The organism is Ruegeria sp. HKCCA4008, from assembly GCF_013033125.1.
In the GTDB taxonomy this organism is placed as follows: domain Bacteria; phylum Pseudomonadota; class Alphaproteobacteria; order Rhodobacterales; family Rhodobacteraceae; genus Ruegeria.
In genome coordinates this window covers 131,831-154,553 of the sequence record NZ_WQDM01000007.1, presented here as the reverse complement: position 1 = coordinate 154,553, position 22,723 = coordinate 131,831, and the positions used below count along the sequence as shown (strand labels likewise).

Below are 22,723 nucleotides of genomic sequence, written 5' to 3'. Positions count from 1 at the left end.
CGTGCCCCCACCGCCACCCGCGGTTTGACATATCTGCAAGGCTGGTTTCCGGACTTGAAAGGGGCTTGCACCCGGTTGCGACACCTTCCCGGGATCCTCGTCCCAGTGGTTGATTGTCGAACCTGACCTTTCTTACCGTTGCGGGGGCAGTGCCGGAATTCCACCGGCTTCCCAATTCTCCGCTGTCTGAGAATCAAACAGCGGCACCTCACGATGGCAGCCTACTTTTTACCCGCTTGGGCGCTGAAATGCTTGCGACATTTCCGGTTTCAAAACAGACATAGAAATATTCCGGCAGAGTGGACGGTGCCGGGACCACAGTCCTTGGCAAAGGGGCGTGGCAGGCCCGCCAGCATGGCGTTTTGCGGTGGCCGATGGCCTTGCGATGGATGCGGCCACGTCTGACATCGGCGCCGCCAAATTGTCCCCCAACCGCGACGGCGAAGGCCCGGCTGCTCGGATCAGAAACGAAACGCTGCACGTCGCCTGAGCATGGCTGGAAAAGAGAGTGTCGGGCCAAGTGAAGTAGTTTTGCCGCAAGCCCTTTTGGGTGAAGTTGATCCGTTTGGGATAGTGCTGGCTTTCAATGGGGCAGGTGAAGAAGGCGAATATCCGTCATGCGAGAGTTGCCAGTCCACCCTGTCAACGGCCGGTAGAAAACCTCATTTTGTCCATAAAAAATTGTCTTTTTCGGGAAAAACCATTACGTTTTCCGAAAATGGTGGAAAACACCGGAGGCAGTAAGAGAGCAGATGCCAAAACCGAAAACAGGTGTTTTGCGGACAACAGTTCCTTCGCGCCTCATGGGAAAACGGGATGGCCTGTTTTTCCTCTGGGGGCAGATAGAACGCGCGCGCTTGAAGGTCGAGGGCGGCGAACGCGCCGAGGGCGCGGCCTCGGACGGGCCAAGGGCGAACACGGCCGGTGAGGTCAAGGGATCGACGACAGCATTGGTGGACGAGTTTATTTTCTACTGACTTTTGTGATGCAACCGGGCCTGGCGGCCCTATTTTTTCTCGAAGAACAGGATGACTTCACCCAGACGGACGCCATAGCGTGAGACATACGCACGGTTCAGCAGACGGTCGTCATCCAGCAGCCACATCCAGTCGTCGAATTTGACACGCATGGTCCCGTCCTTGATCGGCAGGTCGATCTTGTATTTCCAGTTGAACGTATCCCCGCGTTCAATTCCGCTGGCGGTACCCAGCACGCCAGGCGCCGTACCGGTCCACGTATCCTCTCCGGTTTTGGTCAATGTCCAGATGCGTTGTTCCGTCGCGCCATCGTCGTACACGAAGTCTTCGATCAGGGTCAGGGTTTCGCCGTCCCATGTCCCATCGATATCAACCGTGAATCTGCGGGGGATGTTTCCCAGAACATCCTGAAACTGACCGTAGGCCACTGTTTTGCCGTCGAAAAACTCTTCCAGGTTCAACTGCCGGTCCGACAGAAACGTTTTGGGTACCTTCGGTTTGCCGGAGCAGGCCGCCAGAAGTGCAAGGCTTGCGATTGCGACGCAGGCTATGAAAGAGCGAAAGGTGATCATTGCAACGGCTTCCCTTCCGACGTCGCGTCATACCCGTTTGACCCACTTGGATGCATCGGTTTCGATCTGGGGCTTGGACGCATTGTGGCGATCAGTTCCGCGACCTTGACGCCAAACTTGCGCATCTCGGACCGGTTCATGATGACGCCGGTTTCCGTCAGATACATCCAATCGGTGACATCCAGCGTATGTCCACCAGCGTCATCTGGCAGAATGATGCGATAGGTCAGTTTGACCGTGGACCCCGAGATGATGCCCCGACCTTCGCCCACGATATCATCCGCCATTGCCGTGAATGTGTCTCCGGTTCCCAGCGTCAGGTACCATTTGCGAGTCATCTGTTTTCCGTTGGAATAGGTGAAGTATTCGGTCAGCGTGCCCGAGTTGCCTTGCCATTCGCCGGACATGCGCGCGACAAAGCTGTTCGACATTTTGCCGTTGGGGCCATAGATCAGGCCCTCGGACAAGATCTCTCCGTTCAGGTGTTTTTTCAGGGAAAAATCTGGCCCGGTGCCACTGTAATCGGACGGCGATTGCGCGCGAAAGCTCAGCAGCCTTGCACGGATGAAGACAGCGGTCAGAAGGACCAGAAGGATGATGGTGAGAGCATTCATTTGCTTGTGACCTCGGTGGGCAGGGTCAACACCATCCCGAACGCTCCGACTTTCAGGATGCAGGGCAGCACCGCGTAGGCAAGATTGAGTGTTTCCAGCGCCTGTGCGGAATTGGTTTGACCGGGGGTGAAACCGCTGCGTTCCAGCAGCGGCAGAGTGAAAAAGGCAGCCAGGGCGAGGCCCAGTTTGCCAGCGAAGGACCAGATGCCAAACGCGGCTGATGCGTTCAGCCCGGCCCGGGTAAGGACGATCGAGAACATGGCCGGCAACACGACCATATCCGCGCCCAGCGCCGCGCCCGAGGCGAGACAGATCATTGCAAAACCCGCAAGGTTTCCTGCACTCAGTGTGGCGGCGCCGATAAAGCCGGCGATCGAGAGCGGCATGGCGATAATCAGAGTCTGTTTCGGGCCAATTTTGTTGCTGAGCTTTGCCCAGAGCGGGACGCTCGCGCCTGCGCTCAGGAAGAACAGGATCAACAAAGGACCCGCCTTGCCCGGCAGTTGCAGCCGGTCTTCCACAAAAAACAGAAACAGGGTGGAGGTTATGGCAACCGGGAGGCTGTTGACCAAAGCCAGCGCAAGAAGGCGCAAGCCACCGGCCTGACCCAGACCTGCAAAGGACAGGCCTGATCCGGTGATCGGTCTGCGCCGCCAGATCGGGATTGTTAGTATCAGGGTCAGAACGGAGAGCAGCCCCAGAAACGCTCCGAATGCGGGGTAGCCTTGGGAGTGTGCCCCGAAAGCAACCAACAGGGCCGGAGCGCTGGCTGCGATGACCACCCCGGTCAACTGCCCGCCTTCACGATAGGCGGCCAGTGTCATCAGCTCTTTCGGATCGGTTCGCTTCGCCAGAGTTGCGCTGCGACCATACAGAAGAATGGTTCCCAGGCTGTACGCCGAGAACAGCAAGATCAGGATCGCGACCAGTTCCGGCACGCTGGCACCCTGCGGCAGATTGAAAAGCAGGGGAAACCCGATCGCCAGCCCCAAAGCCGCCATCGCCGCAAATGCAAGCTGGCCGCCGGGCCATCGGTCGATTGCCCAACCGATCAGCGGATCCTGCACCAGATCCACCAAACGGATCACCAGCAGCACCGTACCAATGACCCCAAGGCCAATACCCAGGTTCACGGCTGCAAAGCGCGGCAAGTGGATATAAAGCGGGATACCCGCCGCAGCGAGCATCAACGCATAGAGACTGACCCGGGGATAGAGCATCACCGCCCCTGTAGCCTGCGCGTGAAAGACGCGGACCGCGTGTTGTCTCCCAGGAACACGGACATGAAACTGCGCTTGATGCCCGGATACGCCATGGTGCAGGTCTTTTGTCCGTTCAGCCAGAAACTGACCTTGTCGGGACCATCAGAAACCGCCAGATAACTGTCCCCTTTTGCCACGGCTTTGAAACACCGGTTCAGTTGGTCGCGAACGGGTGCTGAACGGCCGATGCGGTCCATCTCGTCAAGTGTCGAGTTGACCAGCGCTTTCTTCTTGATGTTCTTGCGATAGGTCAGTTGCAGGGCGATATCTTCGCTCCAACTGAACGGCGCACCTTTGGGCGTGTAGAGTTTGGCGTCATAGATTGGCAAACCCAGATAGCGGAACGTCGCGGTTCCGCGCAGTTGGGCATCGTTCAGTTCTTCCGTGACCGGTGACGCGACCAGCCCATTGGGGATCAGCAAGGAAAGTGCAAGAAACGCTGTGCGCCATATCGCCTTATTCAGCGGCAACAGATAGGGCCGGGTCTTTCCCAGGAATGCCATTTTCAGCTCCGATGGTTTGCGGGGCGCCATTTATTCGAGCAACGACATGCATCGCGCTGGCTATCCCGTCTTCGTGAAATCCGTGCCGGTTGTAAGCACCGGCAAACCAAGTTCGGTTCTGTCCCTGCATCTCGCGGATTTGTCCTTGCGCCTTCAGGGCGGCCTTGTCGAAGACCGGATGGGCAAATTCAACCTGGTCATAGATATTTTCCGCGGGAATTTCTGATGAAGCGTTCAGCGTTACAAACAGCGGGTCACTGTCCGGAATGTTCTGAAGCCGGTTCATCCAGTAGGTTACCCCCACATCTCCGGCTTGCGAACGATAGGTCCAGCTTGACCAGCAGGCGCGCCGCTTTGGCATCTGACCTGGGTCACAATGCAATGTGGCCGTATTGGGCTGGTAGCGGATTGCGCCCAATGCAGCGGCTTCCGCGGGGGTCGCGCCATCACCCAAAATGGAAAGCGACTGGTCCGAATGGGTGGCCAGGATGATTTCATCGAACTGATCCACGGCGCCCTGGCTGTGGATGGTGACGCCCATCTCGTCACGGGATACATTCTGAACAGGGCTGGCCAGACGTATTTCTGCCCCCCGCGCACGAAGGGCCGCGTCGATCCGGCGGACATACTCTATGCTGCCGCCTTTGACCGTGTACCATTGATGCTGGTTTGCGCGACCACTTGCCAGCAAAGCGTGATTGCGGAAAAACTGCACCAAAGAGCGTGCGGGGAACTGATCCACGAACTCGACCGGCGTAGACCAGATGGCACCGCACATCGGCATCAGATAATTGTGCCGGAACCAGTGACCCAGCCGCAGCTGGTCCACCAATTCGCCAATCGTGGTGTCATCGTCCTTGGCGGCTTCGGGGGCTTCTTTGCCAAACCGCAGAATATCAGCGATCATTTTATAGTAAGCCGGACGCGCCAGATTGCGCTTTTGAGCGGTCAGTGTGCGCAGATTGTTCAACCCGTATTCAATGCGGCCATTGTCGATTGTCGCGCCAAAGCTCATCTCGCTTTCGATCACGGGCACGCCCAGTTTAACAAACAGCCGGGTCAGGTAGGGATATGTCGCATAGTTGAAGACGATGAAGCCCGTATCGACCGGTTGATCCCCGTTCTTTCCGGCCATCACCGTGCGGGCATGGCCACCAAGCCGAGGTTCGGCCTCATAGACTGTCACGTCGTTGTTTTCTGAAAGATAGTAAGCGGCGGAAAGACCCGAAATGCCTGCACCTACAATCGCGATTTTCTTCCGTACACCCCGGGGTTCGTCGAACATTCCAGCCTCTTTATGTGTCAGTTTACAAAAAGATACGCAGGGTAGGCACAAGTGGATCAATCCGATTAGAAGTTTTTAACAGATGCACTATCTTGTGGCTTCTGGTTTGAGCTTCCGTGACCTGCGCCACCGTTTTGATCCGAAGCGGATGCGAGGCCGTATTATGGTGAAACACAACTGAATCGGCCCACACATGAGCAGCTTTGACGGCAAAACCATTTGGATCATCGGCGCAAGCGAAGGGCTGGGTCGCGCTTTGGCGCGTGCGCTTGGCCAACAGGGTGCTTCCCTGATCCTGTCTGCGCGCAATCTTGAGCGGTTGTCCGAACTGTGTTCTGAACTGCCGGATGCGCGCGCGATCCGGTGCGATGTGACCGAGTTAGACTCTGTTCGTTCGGCTGTTGCCGAGGCGGGGCATGTCGACGGGCTGGTTTACAATGCAGGTGCGTATGACCCCATGCGTTCGGCCGAATGGGACACCGAGGCGTCGCTCAGGATGAGCGATGTGAACTATCTGGGTGCGCTGCGGGTTCTGGGTGAAACCGTTCCGGGTTTTGTCCGAGCAGGCCAGGGAGAGGTTACTTTGATCGGGTCACTGGCCGGGTATCACGGGCTACCCGCCGCCATCGGGTATGGCGCCAGCAAGGCCGCACTGATTTCTCTGGCCGAGACGATGCGGCATGATCTGGCAGGTACGGGCGTGACGGTGCGTATCGTCAATCCGGGCTTCATCAAGACCCGCCTGACCGAGAAGAACGGTTTCAAGATGCCGATGTTGATGTCGCCCGAGGATGCGGCGGATCGCGTGGTCAAGGCGATGGCGCGTCGTCGTTTCCGTACGGATTTTCCGGCACCGTTTTCCTGGTGCATTCGTCTGATCGACTGTCTGCCGGATCTGCTGGTTTATCGTGGAAAATAGACTCTAACAAAACTGCCCCTGACAGAACCAGCCGGCGGACATCGCGCCTCCGTGGCCATAGAACAACCACAGGCGCTCTCCCTGTTCTGTCACCACCACCCAGTAATCTCGTACTCCGCTGCGCCAGTTGGGGTCATCCAGCCACCATTCCGGCGCGATGCGTTCCGGGCCGGTGGCCTGCGCCAGTCGCCAATCTCGTCCACGCCAGCGAAAGGTGCAGGGCACATTCGGGGTTTCCGGGGCCATCACGGGTTCGGGCTGCCACATCTGCAAGGGGCGGGGGCGCGGCGGGGCAGGCCAGTCGCGCGCGGGTTCCGACCAGGCCGCCGCCAGCGTTTGCGCCGTTTTCTCGGGGATATGAGAGGCCGCAGGATGCCGCCGGGTGATCGCGTCCAGCCCGACCCGCGCGCCCAGCTTGGCCGTAAGGTCATCCACGGCTGTATTGCCCTCAAGCCGGTTGCAGGCCACGCGGCGCGCTTCGGCATGACCGGCGATGGTGCGGGCGTGGATGGGTTCTGTCTGGATCGCTTCAAGCCGCAGCAAGTCGATGCCATAGCCTGCGTCGATCTTGTCAACTTTCATCTCTAACAAAGGGCGAATGCGATTTTTGTCATAGGTCGGACGGGCCAGGCCGATCTCGATGATTTCTGCGGCCTGATCCGCACGGTGGGCTTCCAGACGCAGCGTGCGGGCCCCGCGCCCCTTCTCTTCCAGTTTGGTGCAGAGCGTTGGCAGAATCCGATCGACAGCGGCCATCACGTCTTCGACCAGGCCAATCGGGTTGGGCAGAGTCATCCGCACTGCAAAGTGATGTGGCGGACGGGCGGGCGAGACCGGCTCGGGCGCGCTGCCCATGGCCTGATCCAGACGCAACACCAGCCCGCGGCCGAACCGCCGTGCCAAACTGGCACGCGGCTGGCCCAGCAGATCACCGATCCGGCGCAGGCCCAGGCGGTTCAGTTGCGCCACGGTCTGATCGTCCAGCCGCAGCGCCGCGATGGGCAGGGGGCTGAGCGCGCCATAGGCCTGCCCCGGCGTGGCAATCCGCGCGCCACCGCCCAGCGCCATCACCTGTGGCGCGGCCCCGCCCCTGGTCCAGTGCCGCCGCTTGCTTGCCCGGGCGCGGGTGGCGCGGGCCTCTTGGTTGATGGCGTCGCCGTTGCGGTCAGACGTGGCCTCTTGCCCGGCATAGCGGGCCAGCGCCCATGCCGCGCCCAGCGTGTCGGCGATACCCATCTGCACGCTCAGGCCCATGTCGGCGCAGTCCGTTTCAAGCACGCTCAGCAAGGTCTCTTCACCGCCGAACAGATGGGCACAGCCTGACAGGTCAACGATCAGGCCATCGGGGGCCTCTTCGGCCACCCATGGGCTGAACTTGCCCGCCCAGCGGCGCAGCGCGGTCAGAAACGCAGCCTCGGCCGGGGCGTTGCGAGGGCGGGTGATCAGGTTGGCGCACATGGCATGGGCATCGCGCACCGGCTGACCCACGCGCAATCCGGCGGCCTGTCCTTCCGCATTCAATGACGTGACGATCTGCATGTTCGACTGTTCGGCCACAACGGCCAAAGGCCCGCTATGCAGGCCCCGCGCGGCGCGGACCAGCCGTTCGGCCCCCAGACGGGGAAACCACAGCGAAAGAATTCGGCGTTTGGGCATCGGCAGGCATCATTGATGTTCTTATTTTGTTCTTAATTCAGAATCACCTGCCGAGTCCACGCTTACCCGCAGGTCAGACGCTGAATAACACCGGCGTCGCTCACATAGACGTTCAGCCTGTCGATACGGTAATCCTGTGTGGCGATGTCATCCGGGCCCAAAACACGAGACCGTTCGGGAAGATCGGCCTGAATCGCTGAAACGGGCTGACCGACGGTTTCGGCAAAGGGCTCACCTTTGCAAAATGCCAGATCAACAGGTGCGTCTTCTGAGGTGGTGGCGACATCCTGCGGAACGCCTGTGTCTGCGCAGGCCGCCAGAAAGATAAAGATCGGTAAAAAACGGTGCATTGGCGTTCCTCATTCTGGCAATGTCGTTTCTGCAATATCAAACAATTAGCCAACCTGCCAAGAAAGCACAGTTGAAAACACCCTGTATTTGACGCAGGGTCGGGGCAAAAGTGACAGGGAGATAAGTACCATGCGTACCCGTGCTGCCGTCGCCGTACAGGCGGGCAAACCTTTGGAAGTGATGGATGTGAACCTTGAAGGCCCAAAGGCGGGCGAGGTTCTGGTTGAAATCAAGGCCACTGGCATCTGTCATACGGATGAATTCACCCTGTCGGGCGCGGACCCCGAAGGCCTGTTCCCGGCCATTCTGGGCCACGAGGGCGCCGGCGTGGTGGTCGAGGTCGGCCCAGGCGTGACCAGCCTGAAGCCGGGCGATCACGTGATCCCGCTCTACACGCCTGAATGCCGTGAATGTGAATACTGTCTGCATCCCAAGACCAACCTGTGCCAGGCCATCCGCGAGACGCAGGGCCAAGGGCTGATGCCCGATGGCACCTCGCGGTTTTCGACGCTGGATGGCGATCCGATCCTGCATTACATGGGCTGCTCGACCTTCTCGAACCACACGGTTCTGCCCGAGATTGCACTGGCCAAAGTGCGCGAGGACGCGCCGTTCGACAAGATCTGCTATATCGGCTGCGGCGTGACCACCGGCATCGGCGCGGTGATAAACACCGCCAAGGTGGAAATCGGCAGCCGCGCCATCGTGTTCGGTCTGGGCGGGATCGGCCTGAACGTGATCCAGGGCCTGCGTCTGGCCGGGGCCGATCAGATCGTCGGCGTCGACCTGAACCCCGCCAAGGTCGAGATGGCCACCAAGTTCGGCATGACCGATTTCGTCAACCCGTCCGAGGTCGAGGGCGATCTGGTGCCCTATCTGGTCAACCTGACCAAGGGTGGTGCGGATTACACCTTTGACGCCACCGGCAACGTGCAGGTGATGCGCGCGGCGCTGGAATCGGCGCACAAGGGCTGGGGCGAATCCATCATCATCGGCGTCGCACCCGCGGGGGCCGAGATCTCGACCCGTCCGTTCCAGCTGGTCACCGGCCGGTCGTGGCGCGGCACCGCTTTCGGCGGCGCACGTGGGCGCACGGACGTGCCCAAGATCGTCGACTGGTACATGGAAGGCAAGATCGAGATCGACCCGATGATCACCCACACCATGGGTCTGGACGACATCAACACCGGCTTCGACCTGATGCACAAGGGCGAAAGCATCCGGTCGGTGGTGATTTACTGACAACCAGAAATTGCAAGGGCGGGGTTTAACCCGCCCTTTTTGTCTCCTATCTTCAGAGCATTGATAAATACCTGAATAGAGAGACTAAATTGACCACCACCACCACAGAACGCCTTGCCGTTCTGATTGATGCCGAGAATGTTCCGGCAAAACACGTCGCCGAAATCTTCGAAGAAGTCGCCACATTGGGCGAGGCCAGTCTTCGCCGGATCTACGGCGATTTTTCCGGCGGTATCCCACAGGGTTGGAGCGCCGAGAAACTGGCGGAATACGCCATCGTACCGCACCAGCAATTTGCCAACACAACCGGCAAGAACGCCGGAGACATCGCCTTGGTGATCGACGCGATGGACATTCTGCATTCGGACCGGTTCGACGGGTTCGTGCTGGTGTCCTCGGACAGCGATTTCACCCGTCTGGCCAGCCGCATCCGCGAACAGGGGTTGAGCGTGTTCGGGATCGGCGAGGAAGAAAAGACGCCCAACGCCTTCAAGAAAGCCTGCAACCGCTTCATTCTTATTGAGAACATCAAAAGGGAAGAGGCGAATGGCGGCGAGAAGGCAAAGGCAGTTCAGTCCAAAAAAGAGCTGAACCATGCTTATCAGTTGATCCGGAATGTCGTGCTCAAATCCGAGGAACCGGACGGATGGGCGGGCCTTGGCTGGGTCGGCAGTCAGCTCGGCATGAACTATCCGGATTTTGACACGCGAACCTATGGCTTCAAGCGGCTGAGCGACTTGGTACGAGCCACCGGGAAGTTCGAAGAAACAGGCGAAAACGGTGGCCGGAAGATCAGGCTTAAAGATCAGTAGCGGCCGCCCTACGACCCTGGCCGCGCCGAGGCGCCGGTGTCGGAACGCGGCGAGCGGACGCGCAGAACCGGCTTGTTCGGCGATACATTGGCGCGGCTCTCGCGCCAGACAACGAACACACCGGACGCGATGATGATGCTGGCCCCGACTGCGACCCACATGTCGGGCGTTTCGCCAAAGAACATCATGCCGAATATCGTGGCCCAGATGATCTGGCTGTACTGGCTGGGCGCGATGACGCCGGCGGGCGCCGCGCGATAGGCCAGGATGATCAGGTGCTGGGCGATCACAGAAAACACGCCGACCAGCGCCATCATGGCCAGATGCAACAGGGACGGCGGCTGATAAACGGCCGGTTGGGCCAGGCTCATGACCACGATCGCCAGCAGCATCGGATACAGGATCAGGACGGCCGAGCGTTCCTCGTTCCCGATCTTGCGCACCAGCACCGATGCAAAGGCGCTACAGAATGCGGCCATCAGGGCGGCCAGATGGCCGAGCGTGATATCCGTTGCGCCGGGGCGCAGAACGATCAGCACCCCGATCAGACCCACGCCAACCGCAGCCCAGCGCTGAGCCCGGACGACTTCGCCCAGTATCGGAATCGACAGGACCGTGACGATCAGCGGGAAAGAAAACAGCAACGAATAGACCTCGGCCAGGGGCAGGACCGAAAAGGCATAGAACGCGCAGGACATGGCCGTGACCATCAGGCCCGAGCGCAGCAACACCAACCAGGGGTGATGCGGCCGGAAGTTGCCCGTGGTCCGGTCCGTCAAGATCGTCACAGCCATCGGGACAAAGGAAAACAGCGTGGCAAAAAAAATGATCTGCATCACCGAGTAGGTCCCGCCCAGCGTCTTGATCAGCGCGTCATGGGTGGCGAAGACCGCAAAGCCCGCGAATGCATAGCCAAGACCCCGAAGGGTGGTGTTCTGAGTGCTCATGGGTCGGCCTCGGGTGATGTGTCGATGTGAAGGGGCAGCGCAAAAGGGGCTGTCTTGTCTCTGACTAACCCTATTTCCCCGACCCGCATAGCCCCTAATTTACCGCTAACATCGCAAGGCAGCCATGACGTGGGCTCAACGCAGGATCGGTGGCGCGTCCTTGGGCTGGCGGGCCGATTGCACCCCGGCCTTCATCCCAACACCGATGCGGCGCGCCAGAGCGACCCATGGTGTGGCGGTTTCCGGAGGCAGGGTCTGGGTGGCGACTTTTTCGAACAGGTCCAGCCAATGGGCGAACATCTCGGGCTTTACGTCCGGTCGTTCGATATGCACCCGCTGCGGATTGCCGTCATAGCTGCGCTCGAACAGGATGGCGTTGCGCCAGAAGGATGCGATCTTTTCCTCATGCGCGGGCCAGTCGGTGACATGGTTGGCGAATACCGGGCCAAGTACCGCGTCCTGCCGCACACGGGCGTAAAAGGCGCGAACCTGTGCGTTGATCTGCTCGGGCGTCGCGGGAAAGCGCGGCGGAAGGGTTGGTCTGGTCATGGTGGCCTGTTTTCGACTCTGTTTTTTGGCAGATAGGCGGTTCCGGCGTTATGTGACAGAGGTGGTATTGTCGCGCTGCCCCGGCGTCAGCAGGTGCCGCAGCAGGGCCACGGGATGCGCCCGCAGGCTGAGGCGGGTGGCGACGTAATCCTCGACCACCTGTTCGCCCAGCGACATCTGCGGCAGATGGGCGGCGGGTTCGTCCAGCGCCTCGCCTTCCAGATCCTGCGCGAACAGCGGCAGGGGCCTGGCGGTGGCGATCGCCTTGGCCTGCCACAGCGCCTCGCGCCGGGTCAGGCCGCAGGCGGCAAAGGCATCCGCCTCGGCCAGCCGCTCGATCACCGAGGGACCAAGGCCCGCGCGGCGCCAGACGTCGTCAACCTGATGGTAGCCGTTGCCGCGCGCGGCGGTCAGCCAGCTGGCGTCCTCCTCGCTCAGGCCCTTGATCTGGCGGAAGCCCAGCCGCAGGGCCAGCCCGCCATGGCCGTCGGGCTCCATCACGTTGTCCCAGAAGCTGGCATTGATGCAGACCGGGCGCACCTGCACGCCATGTTCGCGCGCATCGCGCACGATCTGGGCGGGGGCGTAGAAGCCCATCGGCTGCGAGTTCAGCAGCGCGCAGGCGAAAATCCCCGGGTGGTGGCACTTGATCCAGGCGCTGGCATAGACCAGCAGCGCAAAGCTGGCCGCGTGGCTTTCGGGGAAGCCGTAGGAGCCGAATCCCTCGATCTGCGAAAAACACCGCTCGGCAAATTCGGCGTCATAGCCGTTGCGCTGCATCCCGCGCAGGAACAGGGTGCGGAATTCGCTGACATTGCCATGCTTCTTGAAGGTCGCCAGCGACCGCCGCAGCCGGTCGGCCTGTTCCGGCGTGAAGCCCGCGCCGACGATGGCGATCTGCATCGCCTGTTCCTGAAACAGCGGCACGCCCAGCGTCTTGCCCAGCACCTCGCCCAGTGCGTCCGAGGGAAAGCTGACCTCCTCCTCTCCGTTCCGGCGGCGGATATAGGGATGCACCATGTCGCCCTGGATGGGGCCGGGGCGGATGATGGCGACCTCGATCACCAGATCATAGAAATTGCGCGGCCGCATCCGGGGGAGGAAGTTCATCTGCGCACGTGATTCCACCTGGAACACGCCCACCGAGTCTGCCTTGCACAGCATGTCATAGACCGCCGGGTCCTCGGGCGGCAGGGTGGCGAGCGTATAGCTGGTCTGATGATGCTGGCCGATCAGGTCGAAGGCCTTGCGGATGCAGGTCAGCATCCCCAGGCTCAGAACATCGACCTTGAGGATGCCCAAGGAATCGATGTCATCCTTGTCCCAGCAGATGACGGTGCGGTCCTCCATGGTGGCGTTCTCGATGGGCACCAGCTCGTCCAGACGGCCCTCGGTGATGATGAACCCGCCCACATGCTGGGATAGGTGGCGAGGGAACCCGTTGATCTGATGCACCAATGTTAGAGTCTGTTTCAGGCGGCGATCCTCGGGGTCGAGGCCGATTTCGCGCATCCGTTCCGCCTCGAGCCCCGAGGCCGAGAAGAACCCCCACAGCTGCGAGGACAGGGCGGAAATCGTGTCCTCGGTCAGGCCCATGGCGCGGCCCACCTCGCGGATGGCGCGCTTGCCGCGATAGTGGATCACGGTGGCGCACAGCCCCGCGCGATGGCGGCCATAGCGTTCATAGATGTGCTGGATCACCTCTTCGCGGCGTTCATGTTCGAAATCGACGTCGATGTCGGGCGGCTCGTCCCGCGCCTCGGAGACGAAACGTTCGAACACCATGGTGCCCATCTCGGGGCTGACCTCGGTGATGCCGAGACAGAAACAGACGACAGAGTTCGCCGCCGAGCCGCGCCCCTGGCACAGGATCCCGCGGCCGCGGGCGAAATGGACGATGTCGCGGACGGTCAGGAAATAGGGTTCGTATTTCAGCTTGCCGATCAGCGTCAGTTCATGCGCCAGCATCTTTTGGGCTTTCTCGGACGCCCCGGCGGGATAGCGCCATTTCAACCCTTCATGCGCCAGCCGATGCAGGCGCTGGGTCGGGGTTTCCTTGTCGCTGCCCTCGCTGGGATATTCATAGCGCAGCTCGTCCAGCGAGAATGTGAGTTCCTGGCTGAGCGCATAAGCGCGGGCCACGGCGTCCTCAAAGCCCTTGAAGATGCGCAGCATCTCGGGTTCCGAGCGCAGGCGCTGTTCGCCATTGGCCAGCGCGTGGCGGCCCAGATCGTCCACCTTGCGGCGCAGGCGGATCGCGGTCAGCACATCACCCAGTTTGCGGCGCGACCCGTGATGCATCATCGGTGCGGCGCTGGCGATTGTGGGCAGGCCCAGATGATATGATTCAGTCTCTAACAAATGGAAAAATGCCGCATCCGCCCCGTCATAGCGGGGATGCATCAGCAGATGCATGCGCCCGGCAAAGCGGCGCGTCAACTGTTGCGCCTGTGTCCGCCACCCGCTCGTGCCGCCGGTCGGACGGCCCGCCTGTGGCCAGAGCAGCAGGTGCAGACCGTCGGAAAATTCCAGCAGGTCGGACAGGTGCAGGATGCAGTCGCCCTTGGCCGCGCGCAGCCGCCCGGTGGACAGGAGGCGGCACAGGTTGGCCCAGCCCTGCCGGTTGATGGGCAGGGCGGTGACGGGCGGGGCGTCGGTAAAGATCAGCCGCGCCGCCGGGATCAGGCGCGGCACCGCATGCACCGGGAACGAGGGCGGTTTCGGGATTTGATCGGGGCAGGGCGGGCCGATGGGCGTGTTCTGCTCCTCCCACGCGCGGCGCTCGCGCACCTTGCGGGCGATCTCGCGCGCCTGGGTATGGGCGCGGACGATGCCGGCCACCGAGTTGTCATCGGCGATGGCGATGGCGGGCAGGCCCAGGGTGACGGCGCGCTCCATGTACTCCTCGGGGTGCGAAGCCCCGGTGAGGAAGGTGAAGTTCGACGTGATCGACAGCTCGGCATACATGGCGATTCCACATTATATTCACGTTTTGTTCTTTTTCGAGTCCTTTGCGCACGAAACGGGTCGTCTGGACCAGGCCAGGCGCGCATGGTTGCAGAAAAAGGAGACCTGATATGTTCAAGATCACCGCTCTGCCCACTGACGAAGTCCGCGCCCTTCAGGCAGGTCAGCCTGATGCATATGGCGCCGCGCCCGAGCGCGCCGTTTCGTTGGGGACTGGCAACCCCTGTCGCCACTGCCTGAAGAACATTCCCGAAGGCGCAGAGATGCTGATATTGGCGCATCGCCCCTTTTTAGAGCCACATCCATACGCTGAAACAGGGCCGATCTTTCTGTGCGCAACGCCTTGCGAGCGCTATGAAGGCGACGCCCTGCCCGAGATCTTGACCACTGCACCCGACTATCTGATCAAGGGGTATGGACCAGATGAGCGGATCGTCTATGGCACCGGGGCAATCACGCCCAAAGATCAGATCGACGCAAAAGTCAGCGACATTTTTGCCCGCCCGGACGTGGCCTATATTCACGTCAGATCGGCGCGGAACAACTGCTACCAAGCGCGGATAGACCGGGCTTAGAGCTTGACCCGGTGCAGGCCCCGGCGAGGCTGGTCCTGATCGTCGGCCGGAGCATCGTCGGCGCGTGAGGAGGTCAGGGCCAGGAACACATCCTCGAGATCGGCCTCTTCGGTGCGCACGTCGCGGATGCGGATGCCCGCCGCCCGGACGGATTCCAGAACCTGTTCGGCGCTGGTCCGGGCGCTGCGATATTGCAGTATAAGGCTGCCGTCTTCACGTAAGCTGGCCTCGACGCCTTCGGTCACCGGCAGGTCGACCACCGGGGTGTCCGGCACAATGACCATGGTCCGGCTGTCCATGCGGCCCAGCAGGTTGGCGGTACTGTCCTGAGCGATCTTTTCACCGTGGTTGATGATGGCGATTTCGTCGCACATCTCCTGCGCTTCTTCCAGATAGTGGGTGGTCAGGATGATGGTCATGCCCTGCTGGTTCAGTTTGCGCACATTGGCCCACAGCATCTGGCGCAGTTCGATATCCACGCCTGCCGTGGGTTCGTCCAACACGAGGATTTTGGGGTGATGCACCAGCGCCTTGGCCAGCAGGAGCCGCCGCCGCATCCCGCCCGACAACGTGCGGGCATAGGCCTCGGCCTTGTCGCTGAGGCCGACCAGTTCAAGGATTTCATCGCTGCGACGTTCGGATTTCGGTACGCCGTACAGGCCTGCCTGTACTTCCAAGGCGCCCCGCGGGGTGAAGAACGGGTCAAGGTTCAGTTCTTGCGGCATCACACCAATCGCGGCGCGGGACTGCCGCGGATTCTGATCCTGATCGAAGCCCCAGATCGACACACGGCCCGAGGACTTCACCACCAACCCGGCCAGAATATTGATCAGGGTCGATTTCCCGGCGCCGTTCGGGCCCAGCAGCCCGAAAACCGAACCCCTCGGAACAGTCAAATCAATGCCTTTCAGCGCGTGTTTCTCAGGCTGACCCTTGCCGCCACGATAGGTCTTGCGCAGACCTTCGATCCTGATTGCCGCATCGCTCATGTGGCTCTTGCCCCCGGATTGCTCATCGCTCATAAACGCACCTATTACATGCCCGCGAGGCCGACAACCGAAGAAGGATCGCCAGCCGTGACCATCGAAGCGCCGGAAACCAAGATCGTCGAAACCGCCCGTGTCGCCTGTGACGGCGGCGAAGGCGCATTGGGCCATCCGCGCGTCTGGCTGCAAATCCCCGAGGATACAGGCTGGGTCGAATGCCCGTATTGCGACTGCAAATATGTGCTGAAGGGCCGTGAACAGGGCTGATTGCCCGACCAGCCGGGTTTTGCCCAAATCTTGCCTCGGTTTTCATGTTAGTGCTTTGGCGCAACCAAAGCAGGGATACGTGATGACCGGAATTTCGGCCACTGACAATGTTAACCCGGTTTTCGGCTGGGTTGGGTTCTGCATCGCATCTTTGGCGTTGTTTGCTGCGTTGTTTGTATTCTGGGCGGGGCCCTTTGCACCTCAGCAGACTGCGGGTGTGTCGCTGGGCGAACTGGCGGCCGAAATCGGCAAATCGACACTGAGGGCCGCCGCGGGGATGGAACAACCCGAGCCCGTTGCCCGCGCCCGCGATCTGGATGATTTCCTGCGGATCGGTGTCGCCATGCTTGGCGGGCTTGCGATCGTCATCTCGGCCGTTGGCATCCTGCGTCACGAAAAGCGGCGCCCTGCCATCGCCGGAATGGTTATAGGTACGGGGGCAATCCTGTTCCAGTTCTTTGCCTTTGCGTTTTTTGCGTTGCTGGGGGTGTTGGTGATCATGGCTTTGCTGAACAGTTTCTCTGACGTCTTCTCGGGATTGTTTGGCGGTTAGGCTGCGTTCTTGGCTGGTCACCCGCGTGACCCTGTGGCAGAACCATCCCTGACCGACAGGGAGCGCGCGCATGAGCAATTTCGGAAAAGGATGTCACCTGCATCTGATCGACGGATCGGCCTTTATTTTCAGGGCCTATCACGCGCTGCCTCCGCTAACCCGCAAGTCGGATGGTCTGCCGATTGGGGCGGTGTCCGGGTTCTGCAACATGCTTCAGAAATATGTCGAAGGGAACACCGGGCCGGATGCGCCAACCCATGTGGCGGTGATTTTCGACAAGGGGTCGCACACATTCCGGAATGATCTGTACGACCTGTACAAGGCCAACCGCGAAGCAATGCCCGAGGACCTGCGCCCGCAAATTCCACTGACCCGCGAGGCGACAAAGGCATTCAATATCGCCTGCAAGGAACTCGAAGGCTATGAGGCCGACGACATCATCGCCACCCTGACCGTGCAGGCGCGCGAGGCTGGGGGCCGCGTGACCATCGTAAGTTCCGACAAGGATCTGATGCAGTTGGTTGGTGACGGCGTCGAGATGCTGGATGCGATGAAGAACAAGCGTATCGACCGGGACGGGGTGATCGAGAAGTTTGGAGTTGCTCCTGAGCGCGTTGTGGATGTTCAGGCGCTGGCGGGGGATTCCGTTGACAATGTGCCGGGCGCTCCGGGAATCGGGGTCAAGACGGCCGCGCTGTTGATCAACGAATACGGTGATCTGGAAACACTGCTGGACCGGGCCGACGAAATCAAACAGCCCAAGCGCCGGCAGACTCTGATCGAAAAGCGCGATCAGATCAAACTGTCGAAGAAACTGGTGCAGCTGGACAAGAACACGCCGCTGGATTTCACGCTGGATGACCTTGAAGTGAGAGAGCCCGATGCAGAGACCCTGCTGGGTTTTCTTGCGGATATGGAATTCCGCACACTGACCAAACGGATCGCCGACAAGCTGGGGGCCGAAGCACCGGCCATCGCCGACGCTCCGGCGCCTGCGGCCAAAGAAGTTGAGGTCGAGACGATCCCGTTTGACGCGGCAAAGTATGAATGTGTCCGTGATGCAGCGGCTTTGCAAAAATGGATCGACCAGGCCCATGAACGAGGCTGGATCGCTGTTGATACCGAAACCACCGGTCTGAATGAAATGATAGCCGATCTGGTCGGTATCTCGCTGTGTGTCGAGGCCGGCGAAGCCTGTTACATCCCGCTGACCCACCGTGATGGTGCGGCGGATGATCTGTTCGGGTCGGACGCGCTGGCTGAAGGGCAAATGCCGCTGGATGAGGCGCTGACGCTGCTGAAGCCGGTGCTTGAGGATCCGTCGATCATCAAAATCGGGCAGAACATGAAATACGATGCCAAGATTTTCAGGCGTCACGGCATCGATGTGGCCCCGATCGATGATACGATGCTGATGTCCTATGCCATGCATGGCGGTGAGCATGGGCACGGTATGGATACACTCTCGGAACGGTATCTCAGCCACACGCCGATCCCGATAAAGCCGCTGCTGGGGTCAGGCAAGTCTGCGATCACCTTCGACAAGGTGCCGATCGACGAGGCCACCGCCTATGCCGCCGAGGATGCGGATATAACGCTGCGCCTGTGGCAACTGTTCAAACCGCAGCTGCACCGGGTGCAGGTGACGACTGTCTACGAGACGCTCGAACGACCACTTGTGCCGGTTCTGGCAAAGATGGAGATGCATGGCATCAAGGTCGACCGTGATGTGCTGAGCCGTATGTCGAACGCCTTTGCCCAGAAAATGGCCGGTTTAGAGGCTGAAATCCACGAGTTGGCGGGTGAGAATTTCAATGTCGGCTCACCCGCGCAACTGGGTGAGATCCTGTTCGACAAGATGGGCCTGGAAGGCGGCAAGAAGGGCAAGACCGGCAAGTACTCGACCGGGGCCGATATTTTGGAAGATCTGGCGACCGAGCATGAACTGCCGCGCCGTGTGCTGGATTGGCGCCAGCTGTCCAAGCTGAAATCGACCTATACCGACGCGCTTCAGACCCATATCAACCCCGACACGGGCCGGGTGCACACGTCTTATGCCATCACCGGGGCGAATACCGGGCGTCTGGCCTCGACCGACCCCAATTTGCAGAATATCCCCGTGCGCACCGAGGAGGGCCGCCGCATCCGCGAGGCCTTTGTCGCCGAGCCGGGCAATGTTCTGGTCAGCCTCGACTACAGCCAGATCGAGCTGCGCATCCTGGCGCATATCGCCGACATTGCGACCCTGAAACAGGCCTTTGCCGATGGGTTGGACATCCACGCCATGACCGCGTCGGAAATGTTCGACGTGCCACTGGACGAGATGACGCCGGACATCCGCCGCCAGGCCAAGGCGATCAACTTTGGTGTGATCTATGGCATCTCGGGTTTCGGCTTGGCGCGCAACCTGCGCATCCCGCGGGCCGAGGCACAGGGTTTCATCGACCGCTATTTCGAACGCTTTCCGGGCATTCGCCAGTATATGGATGACACGGTGGCATTTGCCAAAGAGCACGGCTATGTCCAAACCCTGTTCGGGCGCAAGATCCACACGCCCGAGATCAACGCCAAGGGGCCGCATGCAGGATTTTCGCGCCGGGCGGCGATCAACGCGCCGATTCAGGGCACGGCGGCGGATGTGATCCGGCGCGCGATGGTGCGGATGCCGGGTGCGATCAATGGGCTGCCCGCCAAGATGCTGTTGCAGGTCCATGACGAACTGTTGTTCGAAGTCGCCGAGGATTCCGTGGATCCGCTGATCGACGTGGCGCGCGAGGTGATGGAGGGTGCCTCGGACCCGGCGGTGAAACTGGATGTGAAGCTGAGCGTGGATGCCGGCCAGGGTGCGAACTGGGCCGAGGCGCACTAGCGCCAGGTCGGCCTTCCGGGTCAGCCCTGTGGCCTGACCCACCCTTCGACCATACGTTTGACCGAAGGTCCAAGGATCAGGATCACTGTGAACGCGATGGGCCAGCAAAAGGCCCAGGACGCCATCCAGTCACCCAGCGTTTCAGGATGGAACCCCACTGCCTTGACCGTAGCGATCCCGGTGACAATGCACGACATCAGCCCTGACATGATCAGTCCAAAGATGGCATGGGCAAAGCGGGCAGGAATCATATCGGGCATCCTCGAAAGCGGCTTGCCCGATATGTGCGCCTTTCGGGCAGCGAATTCCAGCCCGATGAACGGCGTCAACGTCGCATCCAAGCCAGGGTCGCATCCGTTCGAGCCGTCGAAGGCGCGTATTCGGCGCTGACCCAACCGGTGTAACCAGCTTCATCCATTGCCGCGAAAAGCTGCGCGAAATCCGTAGGCCCGAGCCCCGGTTCAGAACGTTCGGGGGCGGCCCCGATCTGGGCGTGGACAACACTGGGGTGAAAACGCTCCCAGACGGCCAGCGCGTCGCCGTGGATCATATGTGCGTGAAAACTGTCATATTGCAGACCGACATTCGGGCGATCCACGCGGCCCAGTACCTCGGTCGCTAGATCATAGTCGTTCAGGAAATAGCCGGGTTGGGACATCGGATTGAGGGGTTCGATCGTAAATGTCTGCTGCGGTGCGAAATCGGCGGCCCACTGCAAGTTTTGCACGAAGCAGTCCAACGCATCCGTCCCGGCTGCGTATCCGGACATGATATGAATGAAGCCCGGCCGCAGCACCTGAGCGTAGCGCAGAACGCGGCGGATATCAGACTGAAACCGGGACGCACCGCCGGGGATGGCGGCATAACCCGGCACGCCACCGGTATAATTCGGCGGGGGCGCGTTGATCAGAACCAGTTCGAGCCCGTTGGCCAGCAAGGCACGCCGGGTTTCTTTTGCAGCAAGTTCATACGGAAACAGGATCTCGACCGCCTGGAACCCGGCATCTGCCGCTGCCTGAAACCGATCCAGATACGGAAGTTCGGCAAAGAGCAATGAGATATTCGCGGCGAATTTTGGCATAGGCGGCCCATGGATTTCAGGTGGCCCGACCTTATCCGCGCGTTGATTTCTATGAAAGTGACAGAAAACGACAGTTTGTCGAAATTCGACCAGATCGACCCGATGAAATCGGAAACGCTTCCTGCATTGCGGCGAATCAATTTTCTGACGCCGTGGCAATGGAAGGTTTGAAAACGATGGCGTTGAGCCCAGACCCCGTCCGCGGGAACGGCCTTTCTGCGCCGGCGGGACAGCATTCTGCCTTGTCGGGCAACGGGTTGGCCGTGGCTTCGATGCTGACATGGGCGGCCGGGTTTCCGGCGGCCGAAGTGCTGTTGCAAACATGGCCGCCCGTCGCCCTGTTGGCCGCGCGACTGGCGCTGGCCGTGTTGGTAATGGTGCCGGTCTGGGTGGTTCTGGACGGGCCGCGCCGGGTTGTTTCAGCCCGCTGGGGTCATGCAATGACCGTCGGCGGCCTTGGGATCGGGTTAGGAATGTTCCTGTTGATCTTGGCGCAAAAGCTAACCGACCCGGTAACGGTGGCAATCATCGTCTCTTGCGCACCTTTGGTGGCCACATTGCTTGAATTGGCTGCTGGCACACGCCGGCTGAAGTGGAATTTTGCGCTGGGCGTGGCTGTATCGATTGTCGGCGGGTTGATCGCCACCAGCGCCTTGGCCCCGGCCCAGTTGGGTCTGGGCGCGGCCTGTGCGGTTGGATCAACGGTGCTATTTTGCTGGGCCAGCATGGCAACCGCCCGGGATTTCGCCGAACTGAGCCAGACTGGACGCACGACGATCACCTTTGTCGGAGGGCTGGCCATGGCATCGCTGCTGGTTTTCGGATCGGCGCAGTTTGGTCTGGACGTGATGCCTGCAACTGCGTTCGACATGCAGCAGGCAGGCATGCTGATGATCTATGCGCTTATCTCCATGGGTCTCAGCCAGGTATTTTTCATCACCTCCGTCGGCAAGCTGGGCGTTGCGCTGGCCTCTTTCCACATCAATGTTGCCCCGTTCTACGTGATGCTGATCATGCTGATGCTGGGGGACGAATGGAACTGGACCCGGGCATTGGGTGCGGGCATTGTTGCAATGGCTGTCGTGCTGGCACAGGATCGCGCGCCACGGTCAGCTCAGGTCGGCTGAAGGGATCAGGCCAAAGAACTGCCCGCCTGACCAAACACCGAACCAGCCGTCATGGTGCGTTCCGATCTCGACGAGGCGGTAAAAGCTTTTGCGATCTATGCGGGCTTCGAGGTTGTCGCGGATCAATATGTAGGGTGAGGGTTCGTCTGTCTCCGGGTCGATTACAATTCGGATCGGATGATCAACTCCGGCCACGGCCCTGTCGCCAACATGGGTTGTGAAGGTCAAGGACTGGTCCTTTCCATCCCCGTCCCGGTCGAAATCCACAGCGACAAACGGCGCGTCTTCGACAGTGATTCCCACCTTCTCGACCGGGGTGACGAGGAAGTATTTGCCGCCTTCCTTCTTAAGAATTGAGGAAAAAAGCTTCACAAGCTCGAAACGGTTGATGGGTGAGCCTAAATAACTCCATGTGCCATCTTTTGCGATCTTGATGTCCAGATCGCCGCAAAACGGAGGATTCCAGAGGTGAACGGGCGGTAATCCGTTGGTTTTGGCCGCCTTGACCGATGCCGCCAGACCATCTGGCGACGGTTTCACAGGTTTTTGTCCGCTCATTGCTTTTGCCATTTCCTCTCAGCGCGATACACTTCAATCATAATAGTCCAC

Annotated in this window: 25 protein-coding genes and 1 riboswitch; of the genes, 11 read left to right on the top strand and 14 right to left on the bottom strand. The window is 60.4% G+C overall.

Annotated features, from left to right (window positions below; translation table 11 throughout):
- Positions 1 to 21: 21 nt before the first annotated feature.
- Positions 22 to 226, bottom strand: a riboswitch (cobalamin riboswitch).
- A gap of 111 nt (positions 227 to 337) precedes the next feature.
- From GOW60_RS15730 to GOW60_RS15720, 3 genes are read left to right on the top strand one after another with little or no spacing between them, the layout of a single operon-like run.
- Positions 338 to 490: a hypothetical protein gene (locus GOW60_RS15730; RefSeq protein WP_171230000.1), complete on the top strand. Its 153-nt coding sequence runs from the start codon at positions 338 to 340 to the stop codon at positions 488 to 490.
- A gap of 2 nt (positions 491 to 492) precedes the next feature.
- On the top strand, positions 493 to 744 hold the full coding sequence (locus tag GOW60_RS15725; RefSeq protein ID WP_171229999.1) for a hypothetical protein: 252 nt from the start codon (positions 493 to 495) through the stop codon (positions 742 to 744).
- Between the two features lie 8 nt (positions 745 to 752).
- Positions 753 to 977, top strand: a complete 225-nt coding sequence (locus GOW60_RS15720) for a hypothetical protein (RefSeq protein WP_152459486.1) — start codon at positions 753 to 755, stop codon at positions 975 to 977.
- A 29-nt stretch (positions 978 to 1,006) separates the two neighbouring features.
- Here GOW60_RS15720 and GOW60_RS15715 read toward each other — a convergent pair whose 3' ends face one another.
- Genes GOW60_RS15715 through GOW60_RS15695 form a run of 5 tightly spaced genes read right to left on the bottom strand, consistent with a single transcriptional unit; the run spans position 1,007 to position 5,213 of the window.
- Complete coding sequence (locus GOW60_RS15715) at positions 1,007 to 1,549, bottom strand: DUF3833 family protein (protein ID WP_171229998.1); 543 nt, start codon at positions 1,547 to 1,549, stop codon at positions 1,007 to 1,009.
- Complete coding sequence (locus GOW60_RS15710) at positions 1,546 to 2,163, bottom strand: DUF3833 domain-containing protein (RefSeq protein ID WP_171229997.1); 618 nt, start codon at positions 2,161 to 2,163, stop codon at positions 1,546 to 1,548. The genes GOW60_RS15715 and GOW60_RS15710 overlap by 4 nt, the downstream gene beginning before the upstream one ends.
- Positions 2,160 to 3,383 (bottom strand): MFS transporter, encoded by a 1,224-nt coding sequence (locus GOW60_RS15705; protein ID WP_171229996.1) that lies wholly within the window; start codon positions 3,381 to 3,383, stop codon positions 2,160 to 2,162. The genes GOW60_RS15710 and GOW60_RS15705 overlap by 4 nt, the downstream gene beginning before the upstream one ends.
- Positions 3,383 to 3,928 (bottom strand): hypothetical protein, encoded by a 546-nt coding sequence (locus GOW60_RS15700; protein WP_253283522.1) that lies wholly within the window; start codon positions 3,926 to 3,928, stop codon positions 3,383 to 3,385. The genes GOW60_RS15705 and GOW60_RS15700 overlap by 1 nt, the downstream gene beginning before the upstream one ends.
- A complete protein-coding gene (locus tag GOW60_RS15695) occupies positions 3,882 to 5,213 on the bottom strand; it encodes an NAD(P)/FAD-dependent oxidoreductase (protein WP_171229995.1) in 1,332 nt (443 codons plus the stop codon). The genes GOW60_RS15700 and GOW60_RS15695 overlap by 47 nt, the downstream gene beginning before the upstream one ends.
- Before the next feature lie 193 nt (positions 5,214 to 5,406).
- Between GOW60_RS15695 and GOW60_RS15690 the strand changes: the two genes are divergently transcribed.
- The gene (locus GOW60_RS15690; RefSeq protein ID WP_171229994.1) at positions 5,407 to 6,132 is read left to right on the top strand and encodes an SDR family oxidoreductase; all 726 of its coding nucleotides are present in this window, start codon (positions 5,407 to 5,409) and stop codon (positions 6,130 to 6,132) included.
- Positions 6,133 to 6,135: 3 nt separating this feature from the next.
- On the opposite strand, the gene GOW60_RS15685 is transcribed toward GOW60_RS15690, so the two are convergent.
- Positions 6,136 to 7,788 (bottom strand): DNA polymerase Y family protein, encoded by a 1,653-nt coding sequence (locus tag GOW60_RS15685; protein WP_171229993.1) that lies wholly within the window; start codon positions 7,786 to 7,788, stop codon positions 6,136 to 6,138.
- 62 nt (positions 7,789 to 7,850) lie between these two features.
- Entirely contained in the window at positions 7,851 to 8,138 is a 288-nt protein-coding gene (locus tag GOW60_RS15680) for an I78 family peptidase inhibitor (RefSeq protein WP_171229992.1), read from the bottom strand.
- A gap of 130 nt (positions 8,139 to 8,268) precedes the next feature.
- Between GOW60_RS15680 and GOW60_RS15675 the strand changes: the two genes are divergently transcribed.
- Both GOW60_RS15675 and GOW60_RS15670 read left to right on the top strand, forming a co-directional pair.
- Positions 8,269 to 9,381: an S-(hydroxymethyl)glutathione dehydrogenase/class III alcohol dehydrogenase gene (locus tag GOW60_RS15675; RefSeq protein ID WP_171117014.1), complete on the top strand. Its 1,113-nt coding sequence runs from the start codon at positions 8,269 to 8,271 to the stop codon at positions 9,379 to 9,381.
- Positions 9,382 to 9,470: 89 nt separating this feature from the next.
- The gene (locus GOW60_RS15670) at positions 9,471 to 10,193 is read left to right on the top strand and encodes an NYN domain-containing protein (protein WP_171229991.1); all 723 of its coding nucleotides are present in this window, start codon (positions 9,471 to 9,473) and stop codon (positions 10,191 to 10,193) included.
- Between the two features lie 8 nt (positions 10,194 to 10,201).
- Here GOW60_RS15670 and GOW60_RS15665 read toward each other — a convergent pair whose 3' ends face one another.
- The 3 genes from GOW60_RS15665 to GOW60_RS15655 all read right to left on the bottom strand — a co-directional run bounded on the left by GOW60_RS15665 (position 10,202) and on the right by GOW60_RS15655 (position 14,656).
- Positions 10,202 to 11,140, bottom strand: a complete 939-nt coding sequence (locus GOW60_RS15665) for a DMT family transporter (protein ID WP_152459476.1) — start codon at positions 11,138 to 11,140, stop codon at positions 10,202 to 10,204.
- Positions 11,141 to 11,275: 135 nt separating this feature from the next.
- The gene (locus tag GOW60_RS15660; RefSeq protein WP_171229990.1) at positions 11,276 to 11,689 is read right to left on the bottom strand and encodes a group III truncated hemoglobin; all 414 of its coding nucleotides are present in this window, start codon (positions 11,687 to 11,689) and stop codon (positions 11,276 to 11,278) included.
- Positions 11,690 to 11,737: 48 nt separating this feature from the next.
- Positions 11,738 to 14,656 carry an error-prone DNA polymerase gene (locus GOW60_RS15655; RefSeq protein ID WP_171229989.1) on the bottom strand — a complete coding sequence of 973 codons (2,919 nt, stop codon included), beginning with the start codon at positions 14,654 to 14,656 and terminating at the stop codon, positions 11,738 to 11,740.
- A gap of 110 nt (positions 14,657 to 14,766) precedes the next feature.
- Here GOW60_RS15655 and GOW60_RS15650 point away from each other — a divergent pair, with 110 nt between their 5' ends.
- Complete coding sequence (locus GOW60_RS15650; protein WP_171229988.1) at positions 14,767 to 15,231, top strand: DUF1203 domain-containing protein; 465 nt, start codon at positions 14,767 to 14,769, stop codon at positions 15,229 to 15,231.
- Here the strand turns inward: GOW60_RS15650 and GOW60_RS15645 are convergent.
- Positions 15,228 to 16,220, bottom strand: coding sequence for an ABC transporter ATP-binding protein (locus tag GOW60_RS15645; protein WP_171230057.1), 993 nt, complete (start codon positions 16,218 to 16,220; stop codon positions 15,228 to 15,230). The two genes, GOW60_RS15650 and GOW60_RS15645, sit on opposite strands and share 4 nt — an antisense overlap.
- A gap of 87 nt (positions 16,221 to 16,307) precedes the next feature.
- On the opposite strand from GOW60_RS15645, the gene GOW60_RS15640 reads away from it, so the two are divergent.
- The 3 genes from GOW60_RS15640 (at position 16,308) to polA (ending at position 19,906) form a co-directional block, all read left to right on the top strand.
- Entirely contained in the window at positions 16,308 to 16,484 is a 177-nt protein-coding gene (locus GOW60_RS15640) for a zinc-finger domain-containing protein (RefSeq protein ID WP_152459472.1), read from the top strand.
- A gap of 82 nt (positions 16,485 to 16,566) precedes the next feature.
- Positions 16,567 to 17,037 (top strand): hypothetical protein, encoded by a 471-nt coding sequence (locus tag GOW60_RS15635; RefSeq protein WP_152459471.1) that lies wholly within the window; start codon positions 16,567 to 16,569, stop codon positions 17,035 to 17,037.
- A gap of 70 nt (positions 17,038 to 17,107) precedes the next feature.
- Positions 17,108 to 19,906, top strand: coding sequence for a DNA polymerase I (gene polA, locus GOW60_RS15630; protein WP_171229987.1), 2,799 nt, complete (start codon positions 17,108 to 17,110; stop codon positions 19,904 to 19,906).
- A gap of 20 nt (positions 19,907 to 19,926) precedes the next feature.
- Here the strand turns inward: polA and GOW60_RS15625 are convergent, their stop codons facing one another.
- Both GOW60_RS15625 and GOW60_RS15620 read right to left on the bottom strand, forming a co-directional pair.
- On the bottom strand, positions 19,927 to 20,247 hold the full coding sequence (locus GOW60_RS15625) for a DUF2798 domain-containing protein (protein ID WP_371813367.1): 321 nt from the start codon (positions 20,245 to 20,247) through the stop codon (positions 19,927 to 19,929).
- Positions 20,232 to 20,987, bottom strand: coding sequence for a hydroxypyruvate isomerase family protein (locus tag GOW60_RS15620; RefSeq protein ID WP_171117033.1), 756 nt, complete (start codon positions 20,985 to 20,987; stop codon positions 20,232 to 20,234). Before GOW60_RS15620 ends, GOW60_RS15625 begins: the two co-directional genes overlap by 16 nt.
- A 182-nt stretch (positions 20,988 to 21,169) precedes the next feature.
- Here GOW60_RS15620 and GOW60_RS15615 point away from each other — a divergent pair, with 182 nt between their 5' ends.
- The gene (locus GOW60_RS15615; RefSeq protein ID WP_254443985.1) at positions 21,170 to 22,114 is read left to right on the top strand and encodes a DMT family transporter; all 945 of its coding nucleotides are present in this window, start codon (positions 21,170 to 21,172) and stop codon (positions 22,112 to 22,114) included.
- Here GOW60_RS15615 and GOW60_RS15610 read toward each other — a convergent pair.
- Entirely contained in the window at positions 22,097 to 22,672 is a 576-nt protein-coding gene (locus GOW60_RS15610; RefSeq protein WP_171229985.1) for a DUF1285 domain-containing protein, read from the bottom strand. The genes GOW60_RS15615 and GOW60_RS15610 overlap by 18 nt on opposite strands.
- Between the last annotated feature and the right edge of the window lie 51 nt (positions 22,673 to 22,723).